The sequence below is a fragment of the Pseudomonas sp. MH9.3 genome, from assembly GCF_034354675.1.
Lineage (GTDB): Bacteria > Pseudomonadota > Gammaproteobacteria > Pseudomonadales > Pseudomonadaceae > Aquipseudomonas.
The window spans coordinates 2903455-2921516 of record NZ_CP133785.1; the positions used below are offsets into that span (position 1 = coordinate 2903455).

15 protein-coding genes are annotated in these 18062 nt (G+C 61.6%); 5 read left to right on the forward strand and 10 right to left on the reverse strand.

The window, feature by feature from the left end:
* Nucleotides 1-57: 57 nt before the first annotated feature.
* From amn to RHM60_RS12710, 3 genes are all read right to left on the reverse strand, one after another.
* Nucleotides 58-1530 carry an AMP nucleosidase gene (gene amn / locus RHM60_RS12700; protein ID WP_209985129.1) on the reverse strand — a complete coding sequence of 491 codons (1473 nt, stop codon included), beginning with the start codon at nucleotides 1528-1530 and terminating at the stop codon, nucleotides 58-60.
* Nucleotides 1531-1711: 181 nt separating this feature from the next.
* Nucleotides 1712-3364, reverse strand: coding sequence for an acyl-CoA dehydrogenase family protein (locus RHM60_RS12705; protein WP_231422578.1), 1653 nt, complete (start codon nucleotides 3362-3364; stop codon nucleotides 1712-1714).
* 103 nt (nucleotides 3365-3467) lie between these two features.
* Nucleotides 3468-5861: a 7TM diverse intracellular signaling domain-containing protein gene (locus RHM60_RS12710; protein ID WP_322212002.1), complete on the reverse strand. Its 2394-nt coding sequence runs from the start codon at nucleotides 5859-5861 to the stop codon at nucleotides 3468-3470.
* A gap of 274 nt (nucleotides 5862-6135) precedes the next feature.
* Here RHM60_RS12710 and RHM60_RS12715 point away from each other — a divergent pair, with 274 nt between their 5' ends.
* From RHM60_RS12715 to RHM60_RS12730, 4 genes are all read left to right on the forward strand, one after another.
* Nucleotides 6136-6933, forward strand: a complete 798-nt coding sequence (locus RHM60_RS12715) for a hydroxymethylpyrimidine/phosphomethylpyrimidine kinase (protein WP_231422576.1) — start codon at nucleotides 6136-6138, stop codon at nucleotides 6931-6933.
* 45 nt (nucleotides 6934-6978) lie between these two features.
* On the forward strand, nucleotides 6979-7602 hold the full coding sequence (gene thiE, locus RHM60_RS12720) for a thiamine phosphate synthase (protein ID WP_322212003.1): 624 nt from the start codon (nucleotides 6979-6981) through the stop codon (nucleotides 7600-7602).
* A 17-nt stretch (nucleotides 7603-7619) separates the two neighbouring features.
* Complete coding sequence (hemL, locus tag RHM60_RS12725; RefSeq protein ID WP_209985144.1) at nucleotides 7620-8903, forward strand: glutamate-1-semialdehyde 2,1-aminomutase; 1284 nt, start codon at nucleotides 7620-7622, stop codon at nucleotides 8901-8903.
* A 225-nt stretch (nucleotides 8904-9128) separates the two neighbouring features.
* Nucleotides 9129-9713 (forward strand): tetratricopeptide repeat protein, encoded by a 585-nt coding sequence (locus tag RHM60_RS12730; protein ID WP_322212004.1) that lies wholly within the window; start codon nucleotides 9129-9131, stop codon nucleotides 9711-9713.
* Here RHM60_RS12730 and RHM60_RS12735 read toward each other — a convergent pair.
* The 7 genes from RHM60_RS12735 to RHM60_RS12765 all read right to left on the reverse strand — a co-directional run bounded on the left by RHM60_RS12735 (nucleotide 9695) and on the right by RHM60_RS12765 (nucleotide 16497).
* Nucleotides 9695-10807, reverse strand: coding sequence for a succinylglutamate desuccinylase/aspartoacylase family protein (locus tag RHM60_RS12735; RefSeq protein WP_322212005.1), 1113 nt, complete (start codon nucleotides 10805-10807; stop codon nucleotides 9695-9697). The two genes, RHM60_RS12730 and RHM60_RS12735, sit on opposite strands and share 19 nt — an antisense overlap.
* 9 nt (nucleotides 10808-10816) lie before the next feature.
* Nucleotides 10817-11527, reverse strand: coding sequence for an ABC transporter permease (locus tag RHM60_RS12740; protein ID WP_231422573.1), 711 nt, complete (start codon nucleotides 11525-11527; stop codon nucleotides 10817-10819).
* A complete protein-coding gene (locus tag RHM60_RS12745; protein WP_322214609.1) occupies nucleotides 11524-12240 on the reverse strand; it encodes an ABC transporter permease subunit in 717 nt (238 codons plus the stop codon). Before RHM60_RS12745 ends, RHM60_RS12740 begins: the two co-directional genes overlap by 4 nt.
* A gap of 31 nt (nucleotides 12241-12271) precedes the next feature.
* Nucleotides 12272-13042 carry a transporter substrate-binding domain-containing protein gene (locus RHM60_RS12750; RefSeq protein ID WP_322212006.1) on the reverse strand — a complete coding sequence of 257 codons (771 nt, stop codon included), beginning with the start codon at nucleotides 13040-13042 and terminating at the stop codon, nucleotides 12272-12274.
* A gap of 36 nt (nucleotides 13043-13078) precedes the next feature.
* The gene (locus tag RHM60_RS12755; protein ID WP_322212007.1) at nucleotides 13079-15136 is read right to left on the reverse strand and encodes an FAD-dependent oxidoreductase; all 2058 of its coding nucleotides are present in this window, start codon (nucleotides 15134-15136) and stop codon (nucleotides 13079-13081) included.
* Between the two features lie 74 nt (nucleotides 15137-15210).
* A complete protein-coding gene (locus RHM60_RS12760; protein WP_231422569.1) occupies nucleotides 15211-16065 on the reverse strand; it encodes a MurR/RpiR family transcriptional regulator in 855 nt (284 codons plus the stop codon).
* 105 nt (nucleotides 16066-16170) lie between these two features.
* Nucleotides 16171-16497, reverse strand: coding sequence for a DUF1820 family protein (locus tag RHM60_RS12765; RefSeq protein ID WP_003194436.1), 327 nt, complete (start codon nucleotides 16495-16497; stop codon nucleotides 16171-16173).
* 131 nt (nucleotides 16498-16628) lie between these two features.
* On the opposite strand from RHM60_RS12765, the gene miaB reads away from it, so the two are divergent.
* Complete coding sequence (miaB, locus tag RHM60_RS12770; RefSeq protein ID WP_209985149.1) at nucleotides 16629-17957, forward strand: tRNA (N6-isopentenyl adenosine(37)-C2)-methylthiotransferase MiaB; 1329 nt, start codon at nucleotides 16629-16631, stop codon at nucleotides 17955-17957.
* Nucleotides 17958-18062 lie beyond the last annotated feature (105 nt).

Sequence of the window (18062 nt, forward strand, 5' to 3'; positions counted from 1 at the left end):
TAACGGTCAGGACCGACAATGCTAGTGGCCTGACCGCCAAATGACCATCCCAACCGCTTAGCGGAACGGCGGCTCGTCGAAGCTGCGCAGTTTGCGCGAGTGCAGCGAGTTGAGTTCGGTGCGCAGCAGGTCGACTGCCTCGATGCCGATCTTCAAGTGCTGGCTGACCGCGCGCTCATAGAATGCGTTGGCCGAACCGGGCAATTTGATTTCACTGTGCAACGGCTTGTCCGACACGCACAGCAGGGTGCCGTAGGGCACGCGCAGCCGGTAACCTTGCGCTGCGATGGTGCCGCTTTCCATGTCCACGGCCACGGCGCGGGACAGGTTGATCAGCGGCCGCTCCTGCGCCCAGCGCAGCTCCCAGTTACGGTCGTCGTAGGTCAGCACGGTGCCGGTGCGCAGGCGTTTTTTCAGCTCTTCGCCTTTTTCGCCGGTGACGCTGGCAGCCGCCTGCTGCAAGGCCATCTGCACTTCGGCCAGCGCCGGAATCGGGATATTCGGCGGTACCACCCGGTCGAGGATCCCGTCGCGGCGCATATAGGCGTGGGCCAGTACATAGTCGCCGATGGTCTGGGATTGGCGCAGGCCGCCGCAGTGGCCGATCATCAGCCAGCAGTGCGGGCGCAGTACCGCCAGGTGGTCGGTGATGTTCTTGGCATTGGACGGGCCGACGCCGATGTTCACCAGGGTCACGCCGTGGCCGTCGGTGGCCTGCAGGTGATAGGCCGGCATCTGGTAGCGGTGCCACACCACGCCTGCGGCAATCGCCGAGGCTTCGCCGTGGTCCATGTTTTTGTCGATGATCACGTTGCCCGGCAGCACCATGCGCACAAAACGCGGGTCGCTGCGCAGTTGTTCCAGGCCATGCAGGATGAACTGGTCGACGTAGCGGTGGTAGTTGGTCAGCAGGATCCACGGCTGCACATGGCGCCAGTCGCTGCCGGTGTAATGCACCAGGCGGCGCAGGGAAAAGTCCACGCGGGCCGCATCGAACAGCGCCAGCGGCAGCGGGTCGGTGTTTTCCCAGTCGTAGAGGCCGTCGGCGATGCCATCGGTGGCGGCCGACAGGTCGGTGCTGGGGAACACGCGCGCCAGGGTCGCGGCGGTCACACCGGAGCCGGCCAGTTCATCGCCCTGCTCCACCACGTACGGGTACGGAATGTTCTGCTGGCTGACGCCCACTTCCACCGTCACGGTGAAGTCGTGCATCAGCGGCACCAGCTGTTCGAGCAGGTATTTACGGAAGGCTGCCGGGTGGGTGACGGTCACGCTGTAGGTGCCGGGCAGCTGCACCTTGGCGTAGGCCCGGGTGGTCTGTGGGACTTCGCCATGGCAGTGGTAGGTCAGGCGCAGCTCCGGGTAGCGAAACAGCGCGCGCTGGTCGGCATCGGGTTCGACGCGGTCCTTGAGGTATTGCTTGAGGGCCTGGTTGAGCGCGCCGGTCGCACGCTCGTGCAGAGCGGCCAGCCGGTCCACGGCTTCTTCGGCGGTTTGAACGACAACAAAAGCTTCGGTCACGGTAAGCATCCTGTGTGCTGACTTGCAGGCCTTTATCTTGCCTGTATCGCGGCTGCACTGAAACACCGGAATTGGAATGCCGTAAATGTGGGAGGGGGCTTGCTCCCGATTGCAGTGTGTCAATCAGCCTGGCTGTAGCTGATGCACCGCTATCGGGAGCAAGCCCCCTCCACATTCTGACCGCTTGCAGTCAGACCGATTGGGGGGTTGAGCGCGCAACAATCGCTTCTACCTCCACCCCACGCGGCAATGTGCCGTAAACGCGCGCGGACGACTCACCCAACCGGCTGGCAATAAACCCCTCACTCACCGCCGCATTCCCCGCCTCCAGCAGCAACTTGGCCTGCAATGCCACGGCGATGTCTTCGGTCAATTGCCGCGCGCGGTATTGAATGTCCTGAGTGTCCATAAACGCGGTCTTCAACTGTTGGATATGCCGCGCCAACTGCCTGTCGCCATGCCCATCGCCGAGTTCGACAAACAGCGTCTCCAGCACACCCGGCTCCTTGGACAGCGCGCGCAGCACGTCCAGGCATTGCACGTTGCCGGAACCTTCCCACGTCGAATTCACCGGTGCCTCACGGTACAGGCGCGGCAGGATGCTGTCCTCCACATAGCCGGCACCGCCCATGCACTCAGCCGCTTCGTTGATCATCGCCGGCGCGCGCTTGCAGATCCAATACTTGCCCACCGCCGTTACCAGCCGGGCGAACCGCGCTTCGTGTTCATCGCCCAGGTGATCCAGGGCGCGGCCCATGCGCAGGCTCAACGCCAGGGCCGCCTCGCTTTCCAGGGCCAGGTCGGCCAGCACGTTCTGCATCAAGGGTTGCTCGCTGAGCACGCGACCGCCCACGCGGCGATGGGCGCAATGATGGCTGGCCTGGGTCAGCGCCTGGCGCATCAGGGCGCTGGAGCCGACCATGCAGTCGAAGCGGGTCATGGCGACCATCTCGATAATGGTCGGCACGCCACGCCCCTCTTCGCCGACCATCCACGCCAGCGCGCCGCGAAACTCCACTTCGCTGGAGGCGTTGGAGCAATTGCCCAGTTTGTTTTTCAGGCGCTGGATATAGAACTCATTGCGCGTGTCGTCCGGCCGGTGGCGTGGCAGCAGGAAACAGCTGAGGCCCTTGTCGGTCTGGGCCAGGGTGAGGAAGGCATCGCACATCGGCGCCGAGCAGAACCACTTGTGGCCCACCAGCTCATAGGCTTGCCCGGGCCCGCCGGCGCCCACCGGATAGGCGTGGGTGGTGTTGGCGCGCACGTCGGTGCCGCCCTGTTTTTCGGTCATGGCCATGCCGAGGGTGACGCCGGCCTTGTGGGCCATGCCGACGTTGCGCCCGTCGTAGTCGGTGCTGAGGATTTTCGGCAACCAGGCCTGCGCCAGCTCCGGCTGCAGGCGCAGGGCCGGAACGCTGGCGAAGGTCATGGTCAGCGGGCAACCGGTGCCGGCTTCCGCCTGGGTGTGCAGGTAGGTCATCGCGGCGCGGGCCACGTGAGCGCCGTCTTGCGGGTGAGCCCACGGCAGCGACGGCAGGCCGTGTTCAACGGCGGTGCGCATCAATTGGTGATAGGCCGGATGAAACTCCACCAGGTCGATACGATGGCCATAACGATCATGGCTGCTGAACACCGGCTTGTTCTGGTTCGCCAGGAACCCGGCCTCCATCAACGGACCACCGGCCAGCGCGCCATAGGCATCGATGCGCGGCTGCGCCCAGCCGGCACCAAAGCGGCGTGACCAGTCCTGCAAAGGCAGGTCGATGCGGTACAGGTTGATGCCATCCAGGGACGGCGGCTGATTGGTGACGTCGTGGGTTTCGGCAAACTGATGCAGGTTCATCAAGGCCTCCTGGAAAAAAGGCCCATGTCGATCGCCGCCCTCCGGCAGTCAAGAGGCGGCTCGATGAGGCCCAATGCTTTTCAGTTAAGCATCGTCACTGTGCTTAAAAAAGTGGCATACCCGCCGATTGCACGGCGCCTTCGCCCTCCTGTGCGCGTAACACGCGGCGTTCCAGTACCGTCTGCAGAACGTCGAAACGCACCGGTTTGACCAGTCGTTCAGTGATACCGACGCCATGACAATGTTCGCGCTCCGGTGCGCTGGATGCCCCACCCAGGGCAATCACCGGCAGCTCGCCGCAGCCAGGCAGTGCGCGGATCTGACAGCACAACGAGAAACCGCCTTCAGGCACGTCCAGCAATACCGCGTCAAAACGCTCGGCCTGCAGGGCCGCCAGCGCCATCGGCCCGCTGTCCACGGTTTTCACCCGGTAACCGAGCTTGAGCAACATGCCGCGCACGGCCAATTGGCCAACGCTGTTGTCGTCCACCAGCAGCACCGCGCACTCATTGGCGGAGCGCTCCTTGCCCGAGCGCACGGCGTCGGGGTCTGGCCTCACGCTGTCCAGTTCCACGTCCAGCTGGAAGCGGCTGCCCTTGCGCGGCTCGGAATGATGGGTCAGGCGCCCGCCCTGCAACTCGATCAGTTGCCGGCAGATCGCCAGGCCGATACCCAGGCCGCCGTATTCACGGGTCATCGAGCCGTCGAGCTGGAAGAAGCGTTGGTACAGGGTGGCCTCTTCGAGAAAGGCGAAACCGATGCCGGTGTCGGTGACGATAAAGCTCAGGCGCAGGCGGCCGTCGCCGTGAGGCACGCCCACCACGCGCAGGCGCACGGAGCCGTGATGAGTGAACTTGAACGCGTTGTCCAGCAGGCAATCGAGGCACTGCACCAGTTTGTCGGGGTCGCCGATCAGCCGGTCCGGCAGGTCGTCGGTTACGTCCACGGTAAACGCCAGGCCCCGGCTCTGCGCACTGACGCTGAATTGCTGGCGCAAGGTCTCGAGCGTGCCACGCAGGCTGAATGCGCGGGGCTGCGGGCTGAGGCGCCCGGCCTGCAGTTCGGTGAGGGTGAGGATGCCGTTGACCATGCGCATCATGTCCCGTGCCGATCCGGCGGCAGTCTGATGGTAATGCGCCAGTTCCTCCGTCAGCGGTTGGGTGTGCATCAGCTCCAGTGAGCCGATCACGCCGTTCATCGGGGTGCGCAGTTCGTGGGTCAGGGTGGCGAGGAATTCGTCCTTGAGCAGGTTGCTGCGGGCCAGTTGCTGGTTGAGCCCTTCGAGTGTCTGGCTGGCGTCGAGCAGAATCTGCGCCTGCTGCTCGCGCATGGCGTTGATGCGGTCGGCCAGGGCCAGCGACAGCAATGACACTTCAATGGCCGAACCGATCTGGCTGGCGTACATGGTGAGGAACACATTGGGCAGGTAGCCCAGCACCATCAGCGTATTGACCACCCCGCCCAGCAGGAAGGCCGACCAGGCGATGATGAAATAGCGCGCCACGCGCTGGCCGCAGTACCACGCCTTGATGGCCGCGACAAAGATGGTCACGGTGAACACCAGCGCCAGGCCGGTGGCCAGGCGCAACGCGAGGGCGTAGCTGGTCATCAGCGACAGCAGCATAACCACCGCGCCGCAGCCCACCAGCGTCAGCAGCAGGCGATTGATCCAGCGGCTGTGCTCGGCGGTGCTGAGGAAACTGCGCGTGAACAGGCTGCCGAACAATGCCGCGCAGCCGATCAGAAACGGCGTCGCCGCATTGGCCCACCACGGGCTGTTCGGCCAGAAATATTCGACCGCCGCGCCGTTCACCGACAGTTGGTACATGCCGAACGCGGCAATATAGAGAATGTAATAGAGGTAGCTGGTGTCGCGCACGCTCAGGTAGATGAACAGGTTGTACACCAGCATGCCCAGCAGCACGCCGTAGATCAGGCCCAACACGTACAGGCGCAGTGGCTGTTGTTCGAGGTACGCGGTGCTGGACCACAGCGTCAGCGGCGCCTGGATCGAGCCTTCGCTTTGCAGGCGCAGGTAGACGGTCTTCCGTTCGCCGGGGGCGAAGTCGAGTTTGAACAGGTAGTTGTTCTGGCGAATCTCGCGGTTCGAAAAAGGCAACGCGTCACCGGTGCGGCCGGCCAGGCGATAGTGACCGGTGTGGTCAGGCAGGTAGAGGTCGAGGTGGTCCAGGGGCGGGTAGGCCAGCTCCAGCAGCCAGGTGCGCTGGGCATCGACGAGCCATGGCACATACTGCAAGTCGACCTTGAGCCAGAACACCGAACGCGAATAGCCGGCGTTGAGGGTGTCTTTGTCATGGGGCTTGAACCGCGCGGCCGCGGATGGCGCGATGACATCGGCGATGGTCAGTACGTCGGTGGGGTCTTCGAGCACTTGCATCGCCCTGCCCAGCGGCAGGCTGCGCGTGTCCTGAGTGAACTCGATGGCGCTGGCGAGCATCGGCAGCCCGCATAACAATACAATCAGCAAATAGCGCATAGAGCCCCAGCGTGGCCTGTCCGGTCAGGTCAATAAGCCCCCCATCCTTTTGAGTAGACGCATACCGGCGATACATTAAGTTGTTTGAATCCACTCTAGCATAGCCGCTAAAGGCCATTGGACACTATTGGCACGTTATTCTGAAAGGCTCTGGGACAGGCTTCTCAGCCATTTTTTGGACGCCTTCAAGCGCCAAAAAAACGACGCCCTCGCGCAAAATTCAGCCATCGCCCGACGGCCACGCAAAAAGCGTTTGGTGGTAAGCTCGCGCACCATGAATATCTACAGCTCTCGCCCTGTTGTTCTCTGTCTCTCCGGCCATGATCCCAGTGGTGGCGCCGGCCTGCAGGCAGATATCGAAGCCCTGCTCGCGCAGGGTTGCCATGCGGCGCCGGCCGTCACGGCCCTGACCGTGCAGAACACGGTCAATGTCAGCGATTTCCGCGTACTCGACCGCGAGTGGGTATTGGCCCAGGCCAACGCCGTGCTCAGCGACTCCGAAGTGGCGGCGGTCAAGCTGGGCATGCTCGGTTCCACCGCGATGGTCGACACCGTGGTCGAGCTGCTGCAGGCGCACCCGCACCTGCCGGTGGTTTGCGACCCGGTGCTGCGGGCCGGCGGCGGCGGCAGCCTGGGCAAGGACGAAGTCGGTTACGCGATGCGCGAGCGCCTGTTGCCGCTGTCGCTGATCGCCACGCCCAACCTGCCCGAAGCGCGCATCCTCGCCGAACTGCCGGACGGCAGCGCCGACGACTGCGCCGAGAAGCTGTTGCCGTTTGTCCGGCATCTGCTGATCACCGGCGGCCATGGCGACGAGCATGAAGTGCATAACCGCCTGTACAGCCGTGACGGCACGCGCCAGACCTTTACCTGCCAGCGCCTGCCCGGCAGCTATCACGGTTCGGGCTGCACGCTGGCCAGTGCGCTCAGTGGCCGGCTGGCCCACGGCGAAGGCCTGGTCAGCGCCGTGCAATCAGCGCTCAACTACACTTGGCGCACCCTGCGTGACGCCGAACAACTCGGCCAGGGCCAGTTCGTACCGCGCCGATTGCCGCTGGATTTCTGTTCGTAATATCAATCTCGCAACATCAATTCGCAACACCGAGAGGCCTGCTCGATGAAACTACGTGGCCTTTACGCCATTACTGACAGCCAATTGCTGGCCGGTAAATTCCTCGCCTACGTCGAAGCGGCGCTGGAGGGCGGTGTGACCCTGTTGCAGTACCGCGACAAAAGCAGCGACGAGGCCCGGCGCCTGCGCGAAGCGGAGAAACTCCACGAACTCTGCTCGCGCTACAAGACCCGCCTGATCATCAACGACGACGCCGAACTGGCCGCACGCTTGGGCGTCGGTGTGCACCTGGGCCAGACCGACGGTCCTTTGGCCCCGGTGCGCGCCCTGCTCGGCTCCAAAGCGATCATCGGCGCCACCTGCCACAGCCAGATCGAACTGGCCGAGCAGGCCGCCAAGGAAGGCGCCAGCTACGTCGCCTTTGGCCGCTTCTTCAATTCCAGCACCAAGCCCGGCGCCCCGGCCGTCACCGTCGACATGCTCGCCCAGGCGCGCAAGCGTCTGCAGTTGCCGATCTGCGTGATCGGCGGTGTGACCCTCGACAACGCCGAACCGCTGGTGGCCCACGGGGCCGACCTGCTGGCCGTGGTCCATGGTCTGTTTGGTGCCGACAGCACCCAGGAAGTCACGCGCCGCGCCCGTGCCTTCAACGCCCTTCTCAAGATTTGATTGCAGAGAGACTCATCATGTCCCGTTCCGAAACCCTGTTTGCCAATGCCCAGAAACACATCCCCGGCGGCGTGAACTCCCCCGTGCGTGCGTTCAAGAGCGTGGGCGGCACCCCGCTGTTCTTCAAGCACGCCGAAGGTGCCTACGTCACCGACGAAGATGACAAGCGCTACGTCGATTATGTGGGTTCGTGGGGCCCGATGATCCTCGGCCACAGCCACCCCGACGTGCTCGACGCCGTGCGCCAGCAGTTGCAACACGGTTTGTCCTACGGCGCGCCGACCGCCATGGAAACCGAGATGGCGGACCTGGTCTGCTCCATCGTGCCGTCGATGGAGATGGTGCGCATGGTCAGCTCCGGCACCGAAGCCACCATGAGCGCGATCCGCCTGGCCCGTGGTTTCACTGGCCGCGACAGCATCATCAAGTTCGAAGGCTGCTACCACGGCCACTCCGACAGCCTGCTGGTCAAGGCCGGCTCGGGCGCACTGACTCAGGGCGTGCCGAGTTCGGCGGGTGTACCGGCGGCGTTCGCCAAACACACCCTGACCCTGCCATTCAACGACATCGGCGCGGTCGAGCAGATGCTCAGCGAAGTCGGCCAGGAAGTGGCATGCATCATCGTCGAGCCGGTCGCCGGCAACATGAACTGCGTGCCGCCAGCGCCGGGCTTTCTCGAAGGCCTGCGCGAACAGTGCGACAAGCACGGCGTGGTACTGATTTTCGACGAAGTGATGACCGGTTTCCGTGTGGCCCTCGGCGGCGCCCAGGCCCATTACGGCGTTACGCCGGACCTGAGCACGTTTGGCAAGATCATCGGCGGCGGCATGCCAGTGGGCTGCTTTGGCGGCAAGCGCGCCATTATGCAGCACATTGCGCCGCTCGGCCCGGTGTACCAGGCTGGCACGCTGTCGGGCAACCCGCTGGCCATGGCCGCCGGCCTGACCACGTTGCGCCTGATCAGCCGCCCGGGCTTTCACGCAGAGTTGACCGACTACACCACCCGCCTGCTCGACGGCCTGCAGGTGCGCGCCGATGCCGCTGGCATTCCGTTCGTCACCACCCAGGCCGGCGGCATGTTCGGCCTGTATTTCAGCGGCGCCGACGATATCGTCACCTTTGATGACGTCATGGGCAGCGACGCCGATCTGTTCAAGCGCTTCTTCCACCTGATGCTGGACGGTGGCGTGTACCTGGCGCCGAGTGCCTTCGAAGCGGGCTTCACTTCGATTGCCCACGGTGACGCGGAATTGAAACTCACCCTGGAGGCTGCCGAGCGCGCTTTCGCCGCCCTGAAATAAACCCGCACAGCCGTCTGACGTTGCCTACAGCGGCGTCAGATTGCTACTTTGCCTACAGAGATTTCTTACTTTTTTCGAGATTTAACCTGCAATCCGGCAGATAACTTGCCCAAGCAGCAGAAAAACGAGTAAAGACTTTGTAAGCAGAGGCCTGCTTATTTCATAATGCGCGCTTATTGGATCCCACGAGGGTCCGCGCGCCCCGTCAGAGGTAAGTCGATTCCCATGAAACGCACCGGCCGCACCCTGGTTCTGGGCTGCCTGTTGCTCCTTCAGCCGCTGCTGGCACATGCCCAGGCAGGCGGCAACTCGTTGTTAATTCCAGCGATGGGTCGTTGCACCCTCAATACCCAGCCGGACGGCCAGGCCGAAGCCCTGAGCGCGTGCCAAAAGCAGGCGGATGACGGGGACGCGCAAGCGCAATACGAGTTGGGCGAGTTCTACCACGACAGCAAAAACCCCGCCGTGGACCTCAACAAAGCCTTGAGCTACTTCGAGAAAGCCTCGTTGCAAGGCCATGCCCAGGCGCAGTTTCAGCTCGGCAACATGTTCTTCAAGGGTGAGGGCGTGCCGGCCAATAACATTCAGGCGTATATCGTGCTGAAGATGGCTGCGGTCAACGGCGCCGAAGATGCGCTGGATACCGCCGACGAAGTGGCCGAACACATGCAGCGCGATGAGCTGGAGGTGGCGACCCAGGTGCTGGGGCAGATTTTCCGCAATTATTTGCAGGAATTGCAGAGTGCCGATGGGCGTTCGCCCTTCTCGCCCCTGCCCGACCCAATCGCGCCTCAGGGCGACAACAGGTAGCCAAGTCGGTAGGCGTCTGCACCGGCAACATGCGCAATCGTCATGCCGCTAGTGGCCATGCGCCTTAGTGACCGCACATACAGTAAACCTGCTCGAGTACAGGCAATGGCCGTCACGCTGTCGCTGATCGGGTCAATGATGTGTGCCACGACTTGCCCCGCGCTCAAATAATCCCCGACCTGCGCACAAAACACGATCAAACCGCCCACCGGGCTGACGACGGGCTCAACGCCGGCCAGCGGCGTGGGCGGGTTCAATAATGGCGGCAGTTCAGGCGCCTGGCCCTCGATAATGCCCGCGTGCGTGAGGTAGTCAATCAAGCCCTGACAATCCTGATCGGCCAGCTCATCACTCACGTCGGCCACACCGCGCAGCTCCAGCGTTACAGCAAAACCGGGCGGCGCCACACGTTGCGGGAAGCGCGCCTCCATATGCTGCCAAAACAAGTTGAAGCACTCATCGAAGGACTGCCCACCGGCGTCTGTCGCCATAAAGCACGCTTGTGCCCCCAGGTAACGGGCCAGAGGTTCCACTTGCGGCCAGCAAACCGGCGACACATACAGATGCTGCACGGCCTCGAAATCACAATGCAAGTCGAGCACGATATCGGCATCGCAGGCCAGGCGCTGAAGCGTCAGGCGCATGGCCTGTACCTGGTTGGCGGGCACCTGGCTGGCGAGCACCCGCACCAGCACCGAACGAATCAACCGCAAGTTTTCCTCGGGGTCATCGGTCAGCCGTGCCTCGACGGCATCACCTACCTGCCGACTGACATCAAGGAAGTGCCGATTGAAGTTCTCCCGGCTGTCGTAATCGAAACGGCCTTGAGGCACATCCATCAACACTTGCTCCAGCCCCATGGGGTTGGCCACCGGCACCAGCACCACCTGACCGCGCAATAGACCCGCAGCCTCCAACCGCAACAATTCTAGCTTGAGATGCCATACCACCAACATCCCCGGCAGCTCATCGGCATGCAGGGAAGACTGGATATAGACCTTGCCCACGCCATTGGCCGGGCCGTAGTGAAAACTATGGATCTGCCGCGTCGTACCCGGCACGGTTGCTGGCAATTGATGCACGCGTTCATACATGACGACCTCCTATCGGCTTGGGTCTAGAAATCTCAGCCAACGCTTTTCGGCCAGGTGAAAAAGGCCGACCAGAGCGAAGGTGATGCATAGATAAATAGCCGCGGCGATGCCGAAGGACTCGAACGTCAGAAAGGTCGCGGCATTGGCATCCCTGGCCACTTTCAGCACATCGGGGACCGTGGCGGTGAACGCCAACGTGGTGGAGTGCAGCATGAAAATCACCTCATTGCTGTAGTACGGCAACGAACGGCGCAGGGCCGACGGCATGATCAGATAGGTGTAGAGCTTCCAGCCGTCGAACCCTAACGCCCTGGCGGCCTCTACTTCACCGCGCGGCATGGAGCGGATGGCACCGGCGAGGATTTCTGTGGTGTAGGCGCCCGTGTTAAGGGCAAAGGCCAGCAGTGTGCAGTTCAGCGCATCACGGAAAAAAGCGTTCAGAAGCGGCTGTTCGCGCACAGCCGCCAGGCTGTATATGCCGGTGTAAAAGACCAGCAACTGTACATAGAGCGGCGTTCCCCGAAACAGATAAGTGAAGCCCTGCACCGGCCAACGTACCCACGCGCGGGTTGAAACCCGGGCAATCGACAACGGCAACGCCACTAGCAGCCCAAGGCATAACGAAGCACTGGTGAGCCACAGCGTCATGGCCAGGCCGGTGATTTGCTGACCGTCGGAATAGAGAAACGGCCGCCAATATTCCTGCATCAGTTCAATCATCGCTGCGCCTCCTGCTTTGCACCGCCGTAACGACGCTCAAGCCAGCGCAGCACTGCATTGGATGCGCTGCTGAGGAGCAGATAAATAAAGCCCGCCAGCAACAGAAAGCTCAATAGCTGCTGGCTGCTTTTGCCAGCCACCTGAGCCACCTTGACCAAGTCTGCCAAACCGATAATCGACACCAACGCGGTCGCCTTGAGCAAGACCATCCAATTATTGCCAAGCCCCGGCAAGGCGAAGCGCATCATCTGAGCAAAGGTTATGTAGATGAAGCTTTGGCTGGGCTTCATACCCAGCGCTTTGGCCGCCAGTGCCTGCCCACGTGGCACCGCCAACAAGGCGCCACGAAAGGTCTCGGTAAAATAAGCACCGTAGATAAACCCCAGCGTCAGTACGCCCGCAGTCAAAGGGTCGATTTCAAGGTAGGCCCAGCCCATCACAGCCGTCAGCCGGCTCACAGCGGTTTGCACGCCGTAAAAGATCAGCAGCATCAACACAAGGTCCGGCACCCCACGGATCAAGGTGGTGTAGACCTGTGCTGAAACACGCCAAGCCCTGACGCGTGACAGCTTGGCACCCGCCCCGAGCAGGCCGAAGACCAGCCCCAGCAACAGCGATAACAACGCCAGCTTCAGGGTCACCCATACGCCTTGCAACAGTAAGGGCGCAAAACCCTCCAGGGTCGCGACAAAGCGCGCAACGTTCTCCAGCATGACGACGCCCTCCAAATGTGATGGCGGGCGGTCAGTTGCCGCTGAACATGTCGACGCCTGGGAAATACTGTTCTTGCAGGCGAGCATAGGTGCCATCGGCATGCAGCGCTGCCAGGCCCTGATCCAGCAGGGTCTTCAGCGCCTGATTGCCCTTGGCGATGCCAATGGCGCTCATGGAAGGCATCAGCTCGCTTTCTATGACCTTGCCCAATTCGAAACCTGCACCCTGGGCCGAACGCAAAAAGCCACTTTGCGCCTGTTGGGCGTCCTGCAACGAAGCGTTAAGCCGACCCGCCACGAGGTCGGCGTAAACCTGTTCCTGATCGGCGTAGGCCACCACTTTCATGCCCTTAGGGGCCAACACGCGCTTGGCGTAGGCTTCCTGAGTACTGCCCTGCAAATACCCCACGGACTTGCCCTTGGCGTCACCAAGGTCGGTGCCGGTCTTGAACACCATGGCGGAGGGGCTGGAGAACACTTCCGAAGAGAAGTCGATGATCTTGCGCCGCGCTTCGGTCACGGTTACCGACGCCAGTATGGCGTCGATCTTGCCGGCCCTGAGGCTGGGAACCAGGCCGTCAAAATCACTTTCGACCCAGTGGCAGCGCACGTTCAAATGCGCGCAGATGGCGTTACCAATATCAATCTCGAAACCGACCAAAGTACCGGTATTGTCTTTATAGGCAAAAGGCGCGTAGTTAGGGTCAGCACCGAAGCGTATGACCTCATAGTTGTTGGCGAACACCGAGTTGCTCACTACGACGAAGGCCAACACCGATAACATCAGAACTATTTTTTTCATTATTTTATTCCTTGTTATTGTTTGCACAGCAGGACGTTACAACACCTCTAAATGCGGAATTTCGCGACGCATGACCAACGAGCCGACGGGCGCATCAAACTCACGCGCCAGCCGATGCCCTGAATACACGGCAGCCGCAATGGTTCCAGGCGCCAGGCAGTCCCCCACCAATGCGACCGATTCAATCCCCGCCTCAAAACGTTGCTCCGTTGCCTCGTTGAGTGCCTGGTACAGGCCTTGCTCAGGCTCACGGGAGGTGACCAGCAACAACGACGCCACGGGAATGAACCTGGGCCGGCCGGTGTACATGCAACTGGCAACCGCACCTTCTGGCGTCACCGCCGCCAGCGAGTGGGAGGCGATGATCGTGACATTGAGTTCCAGCAGGCGACACTGGATGCGGTGTTGTTCAAGCGTGTTATGGGTCCAGGTCGCCACATCCGGCGCCGGGGTGACAAAGATCACCTCCACGCCCTGCGCTACCAACTGCTCTGCCAACACACTGCCCATGTAGTAGTGGTCATCATCGAACAGCAGCACCGGTGAAGCAGGGACCGTCCCGGCCAGCAGATCATCCGGGGTCAATACCGGCAGATGTTCCAACCCCGGCAAGGCCTGGCGCAATGCACACCCCAGACCATCGGTGCGCCAGCGCGAACCGGTGGCGATAAAAACGTGGGCGGCGGCGAAGTCCAACACGTCCTGGGCTTGTAGCTGACTTTCTCGATATATCTCTACGCAAGGCAATCGGCTGAGGGCGTCCAGCCGGTAGTCGAGCACCCGTGACCAACTCGCCAACCCCGGCAGCCTGGCTTCAAGAGACACGCGCCCGCCCAGCGTGCGCGTGCCTTCGACCAGCGCCACCTCCATGCCCCGCGCGCCCAGTATCCGCGCGCATTCCAGGCCGGCAGGCCCTGCCCCGACCACCAGCGCGCGCGCAGGGTTATGCGCACGGGGTGACGACTCGGGGTGCCAGCCGCGCCGCCACTCTTCACCCAGGGTGGGGTTTTGCGTGCAGCGCAGCGGCGTGCTGGTGTGGTCACCACTGACACAGACGTTGCAGCCGATGCATTCGCGAATCTCCTCCAGACGCCCTTCCTCTATCTTCTTTGGCAAGAAGGGATCGGCAATCGAGGGACGGGCAGCGCCGATCAGGTCCAACACCCCTCGACGCACCAATGAGACCATGGTGTCCGGTGAGGTAAACCGGCCCACGCCCACCACCGGCTTGGTGGTCAGCGCTTTGAGCCCGAGCAGGAACGCCTCTTGAAAACCTTCAGGGGCAAACCGTGAGGTCACGCTGTCGTTGGACCAGTCGGCAACGTTGACATCCCACAGGTCCGGCAGCTCTGCCAACAGCGAAAAAATCTCGCGGCCTTCGCCCTCGCAGGCCAGCCCGCCAGCGACCTGTTCATCCACTGCCAGCCGCACGGCGACTGCGCAACAATCACCCACCGCATCGCGGGTATCTTCAATCAACTCACGCAACAGCCGTACACGATTCTCCAACACCCCACCGTACTCATCGGTGCGCCGGTTATTGCGTGGGGTCAGAAAGTGGAACGGCAGGCCAAGGTCGTGGCCGGCATACACGTAGATAATGTCGAAACCCGCCTGGCGTGCCCGTAACGCAGCAGCGCGATGCATCTGGCGCAGTTGCTTGATATCGGCACGGCTCATGGCCCGGGCTTGCACCGGGTCGTAACCACGCACCGGTGTATTGGAAGGCGCCCAGGGGATTTCGCGGCTATAGCGATTGGGCGCCGAATAGCCATTGAACGCAAGTTCGACGCCAGCCAATGAGCCATGCAGATGGACCGCCTCACACATTTTCGCCAGCGCCGGGATGTCGCGCTCATCCCATAAGCGCGCTTCTATATAGGGCGAAAATTCGCTCAGCGGGCTGATCTCGCACTCCTCCGTACACACCACCCCCCAACCCCCCTCGGCTTTGACCCCACGCATGGCGGCCATGGCCGAGGGGTGCACATGGCCCATGCCATTACAGTGCGGCACTTGGTAAAAGCGATTACGGGTGCGAACCGGCCCTATGTGTACCGGCTCAAAAAGAATGTCATACCGAGGATCGCGCACAGGGCTACTCCCGAACCAATAAGTTCGCTAATGACAGTTAAATAAAAAGCGTTAGTTAAATAACGCTTAAGCGGTCAACGCTGGGTGTAACCCACAAACGCCTGATGCAACTGAGCGATCGCATTCAAGTGCCCTTCCATCTCGGGTCCCAGTTGTTTGGACATAGCGTTAATCAATAAGTGAGTCAGCGATAACATGGTGGCCGTCGAGTCCCATAACAAATCAAACTCGGTCGACACCCGAAACACTTCGTTAGCGTTCTGCTCAGCCCACTCACAAAAGTTGTCGGTTATCAGCGTGACCGCAATGCCGCGTTTGCGTGCCGCCTGGCACAGCAGTAAAGACTGGCGGGAATGGCGTCGCGCCTCATAGACGATCAGCATTGAATCGGCAGACGGCGCCAGCAACACCTCGCCGAAATGCCCTGACGCACCGTCCACCAGATGCACGCCTGTGCGCAGGTATTGCAACATGTGGGCCATGGAGCAGGCGATGCCCCGCTCGGTGCCGAAACCGGCGACAAAAACCTGCCGGCTTTGCGCCAGCCTTGATGTCACCACGCGCCAAGACTCGGTGCGGGTGTACTCGTAGACCCTCACCAACGCCGCGATCTCCAGTTGCAGGCTGTTGGCCAGCGGGTTGGCGTCGCCTTCTGCCTGGAATACGCGCAGCCGGTCGCCGATCAGCCACGGGCTGTCACCCAGGTCGTCTTTGAGTTCGTGTTTAAGGTCTTTGAAATGCTTGTAGCCCAACGCCCGGCAGAATCGGCCGACGGTGGACTCGCTGATTTGGAGCTTGTGCGCCACCTGCGCCGAATTCTCGAACGGCAGGTCTTTGAGGTTCGCCAGGATATAGGCCGCCAGCGCCCGATAAGCCTGGGACCTGGATGACAATTGTTGTTCGAGGGATTTTTTTATGGATGTGCTCATGGCGTCCTCTCTGCATGGGCACAAACTGCTATTTTTCTGTCAAGCCGTCAACCGCGACTGAAAAGTTTCAGAAGCGTCTTACAAAATCCCATCACCAGCGCAGTGTTACTTCTCCGGCATCGGCATCGGAAACGGCATCACATTGCTGGTGCCGCGCGCCTCGCTGATCTTCGGCGTACCCAGGCGCTCGACTTCATCGATGCGCACAATCGAATGCATCGGCACAAAGCTGCGCACCACGCCTTCAAACTGCGCCTTGAGTTTTTCCTCGCCCGGGTCGACGACCAACTGCGTGCGCTCGCCAAAGACGAACTCTTCCACCTCCAGGAAGCCCCACAGATCACTTTGATAGATCTGCTTGGCGTACATTTCGAACACCTGGCCCTGGTTGAGGAAAATCACCTTGTAGATTGGAGCTTCACGTTTGGTCATGGTGGACGAGCAACACATCGCGGATATAAAAGAGGGCGCGAACTATAGCATGGCACCCGATGCACAACGCTAGGAACCAATGGGCATGCCCCCTATAATGCGCGGTTCTTTACCACCAGTTGACGATTCCCATGGCCAAGAAGCTCTATATCGAAACCCACGGTTGCCAGATGAACGAGTACGACAGCTCGCGCATGGTCGACCTGCTGGGCGAACACCAGGCCCTGGAAGTCACCGCCCGCGCCGAAGATGCCGACGTGATCCTGCTCAATACCTGCTCGATCCGCGAACGCGCACAGGACCGTGTGTACTCGCAGCTGGGCCGCTGGCGTGAGCTGAAACTGGCCAACCCGGACATGGTGATCGCCGTCGGCGGTTGCGTGGCAAGCCAGGAAGGCGCGGCCATTCGCGACCGCGCGCCCTATGTCGACGTGGTATTCGGCCCACAGACCCTGCACCGCCTGCCGGAAATGATCGACGCCGCGCGCATTACCAAGCTGCCGCAGGTGGACGTGTCGTTCCCCGAGATCGAAAAATTCGACCACCTGCCCGAACCGCGCATCGATGGGCCGAGCGCCTACGTGTCGGTGATGGAAGGCTGCAGCAAATACTGCACCTTCTGCGTGGTGCCCTACACCCGTGGCGAAGAAGTCAGCCGACCGTTTGACGATGTGCTGGCGGAAATCATCCACCTGGCGGAAAACGGCGTGCGTGAAGTGACCCTGCTGGGCCAGAACGTCAACGGCTATCGCGGCCACACCCACGACGGTCGCCTGGCCGACCTCGCCGAGCTGATCCGCGTCGTGGCGGCGGTGGATGGCATCGAGCGCATTCGCTACACCACCTCGCACCCGCTGGAATTTTCCGACAGCCTGATCCAGGCGCATGCCGAGGTGCCGGAACTGGTCAAGCACCTGCACTTGCCAGTGCAATCGGGCTCGGACCGCATCCTGTCGGCGATGAAACGCAACCACACCGCCCTGGAATACAAATCCAAACTGCGCAAACTGCGCGCGGCGGTGCCGGGCATCTGCATCAGCTCGGACTTTATCGTGGGTTTCCCCGGCGAAACCGAGAAAGACTTCCAGCAGACCATGAAGCTGATCGAGGACGTGGGTTTTGACTTTTCCTACTCGTTCGTCTACAGCCAACGCCCCGGCACACCGGCCGCCGACCTGCTGGACGAAACACCGGAAGCGCTGAAAAAGGAACGGCTGAATGCGCTGCAGCATCGGCTTAACCAGCAGGGTTTCGAGATCAGCCGACAAATGGTCGGCTCCACCCAGCGGATTCTGGTCACCGATTACTCGAAAAAAGACCCGGGCGAATTGCAGGGCCGTACCGAGAACAACCGGATCGTCAACTTCCGTTGCGACAACCCGATGCTGATCGGCCAGTTCGCCGATGTGCACATTGATGCGGCGCAGCCGCACTCGCTGCGCGGGTCGCTGATTCAATAAATAGTCAAATCACCGCTGCTCAAAATGCGGGAGGGGGCTTGCCCCCGATGGCAGTTCATCAGTCTCAAATCTACTGACTGACACTCAGCCATCGGGGGCAAGGCC

What these genes read in the sequence shown, in the direction of transcription:
- RHM60_RS12745 (WP_322214609.1), bottom strand. Translation starts at nt 12,240, where the DNA reads ATGCTGGAGAACGTTGCGCGCTTTGTCGCGACCCTGGAGGGTTTTGCG.
- RHM60_RS12710 (WP_322212002.1), bottom strand. Translation starts at nt 5,861, where the DNA reads ATGCGCTATTTGCTGATTGTATTGTTATGCGGGCTGCCGATGCTCGCC.
- RHM60_RS12735 (WP_322212005.1), bottom strand. Translation starts at nt 10,807, where the DNA reads ATGTATGAACGCGTGCATCAATTGCCAGCAACCGTGCCGGGTACGACG.
- RHM60_RS12740 (WP_231422573.1), bottom strand. Translation starts at nt 11,527, where the DNA reads ATGATTGAACTGATGCAGGAATATTGGCGGCCGTTTCTCTATTCCGAC.
- amn (WP_209985129.1), bottom strand. Translation starts at nt 1,530, where the DNA reads ATGCTTACCGTGACCGAAGCTTTTGTTGTCGTTCAAACCGCCGAAGAA.
- RHM60_RS12750 (WP_322212006.1), bottom strand. Translation starts at nt 13,042, where the DNA reads ATGAAAAAAATAGTTCTGATGTTATCGGTGTTGGCCTTCGTCGTAGTG.
- RHM60_RS12715 (WP_231422576.1), top strand. Translation starts at nt 6,136, where the DNA reads ATGAATATCTACAGCTCTCGCCCTGTTGTTCTCTGTCTCTCCGGCCAT.
- miaB (WP_209985149.1), top strand. Translation starts at nt 16,629, where the DNA reads ATGGCCAAGAAGCTCTATATCGAAACCCACGGTTGCCAGATGAACGAG.
- RHM60_RS12705 (WP_231422578.1), bottom strand. Translation starts at nt 3,364, where the DNA reads ATGAACCTGCATCAGTTTGCCGAAACCCACGACGTCACCAATCAGCCG.
- hemL (WP_209985144.1), top strand. Translation starts at nt 7,620, where the DNA reads ATGTCCCGTTCCGAAACCCTGTTTGCCAATGCCCAGAAACACATCCCC.
- RHM60_RS12765 (WP_003194436.1), bottom strand. Translation starts at nt 16,497, where the DNA reads ATGACCAAACGTGAAGCTCCAATCTACAAGGTGATTTTCCTCAACCAG.
- RHM60_RS12730 (WP_322212004.1), top strand. Translation starts at nt 9,129, where the DNA reads ATGAAACGCACCGGCCGCACCCTGGTTCTGGGCTGCCTGTTGCTCCTT.
- thiE (WP_322212003.1), top strand. Translation starts at nt 6,979, where the DNA reads ATGAAACTACGTGGCCTTTACGCCATTACTGACAGCCAATTGCTGGCC.
- RHM60_RS12760 (WP_231422569.1), bottom strand. Translation starts at nt 16,065, where the DNA reads ATGAGCACATCCATAAAAAAATCCCTCGAACAACAATTGTCATCCAGG.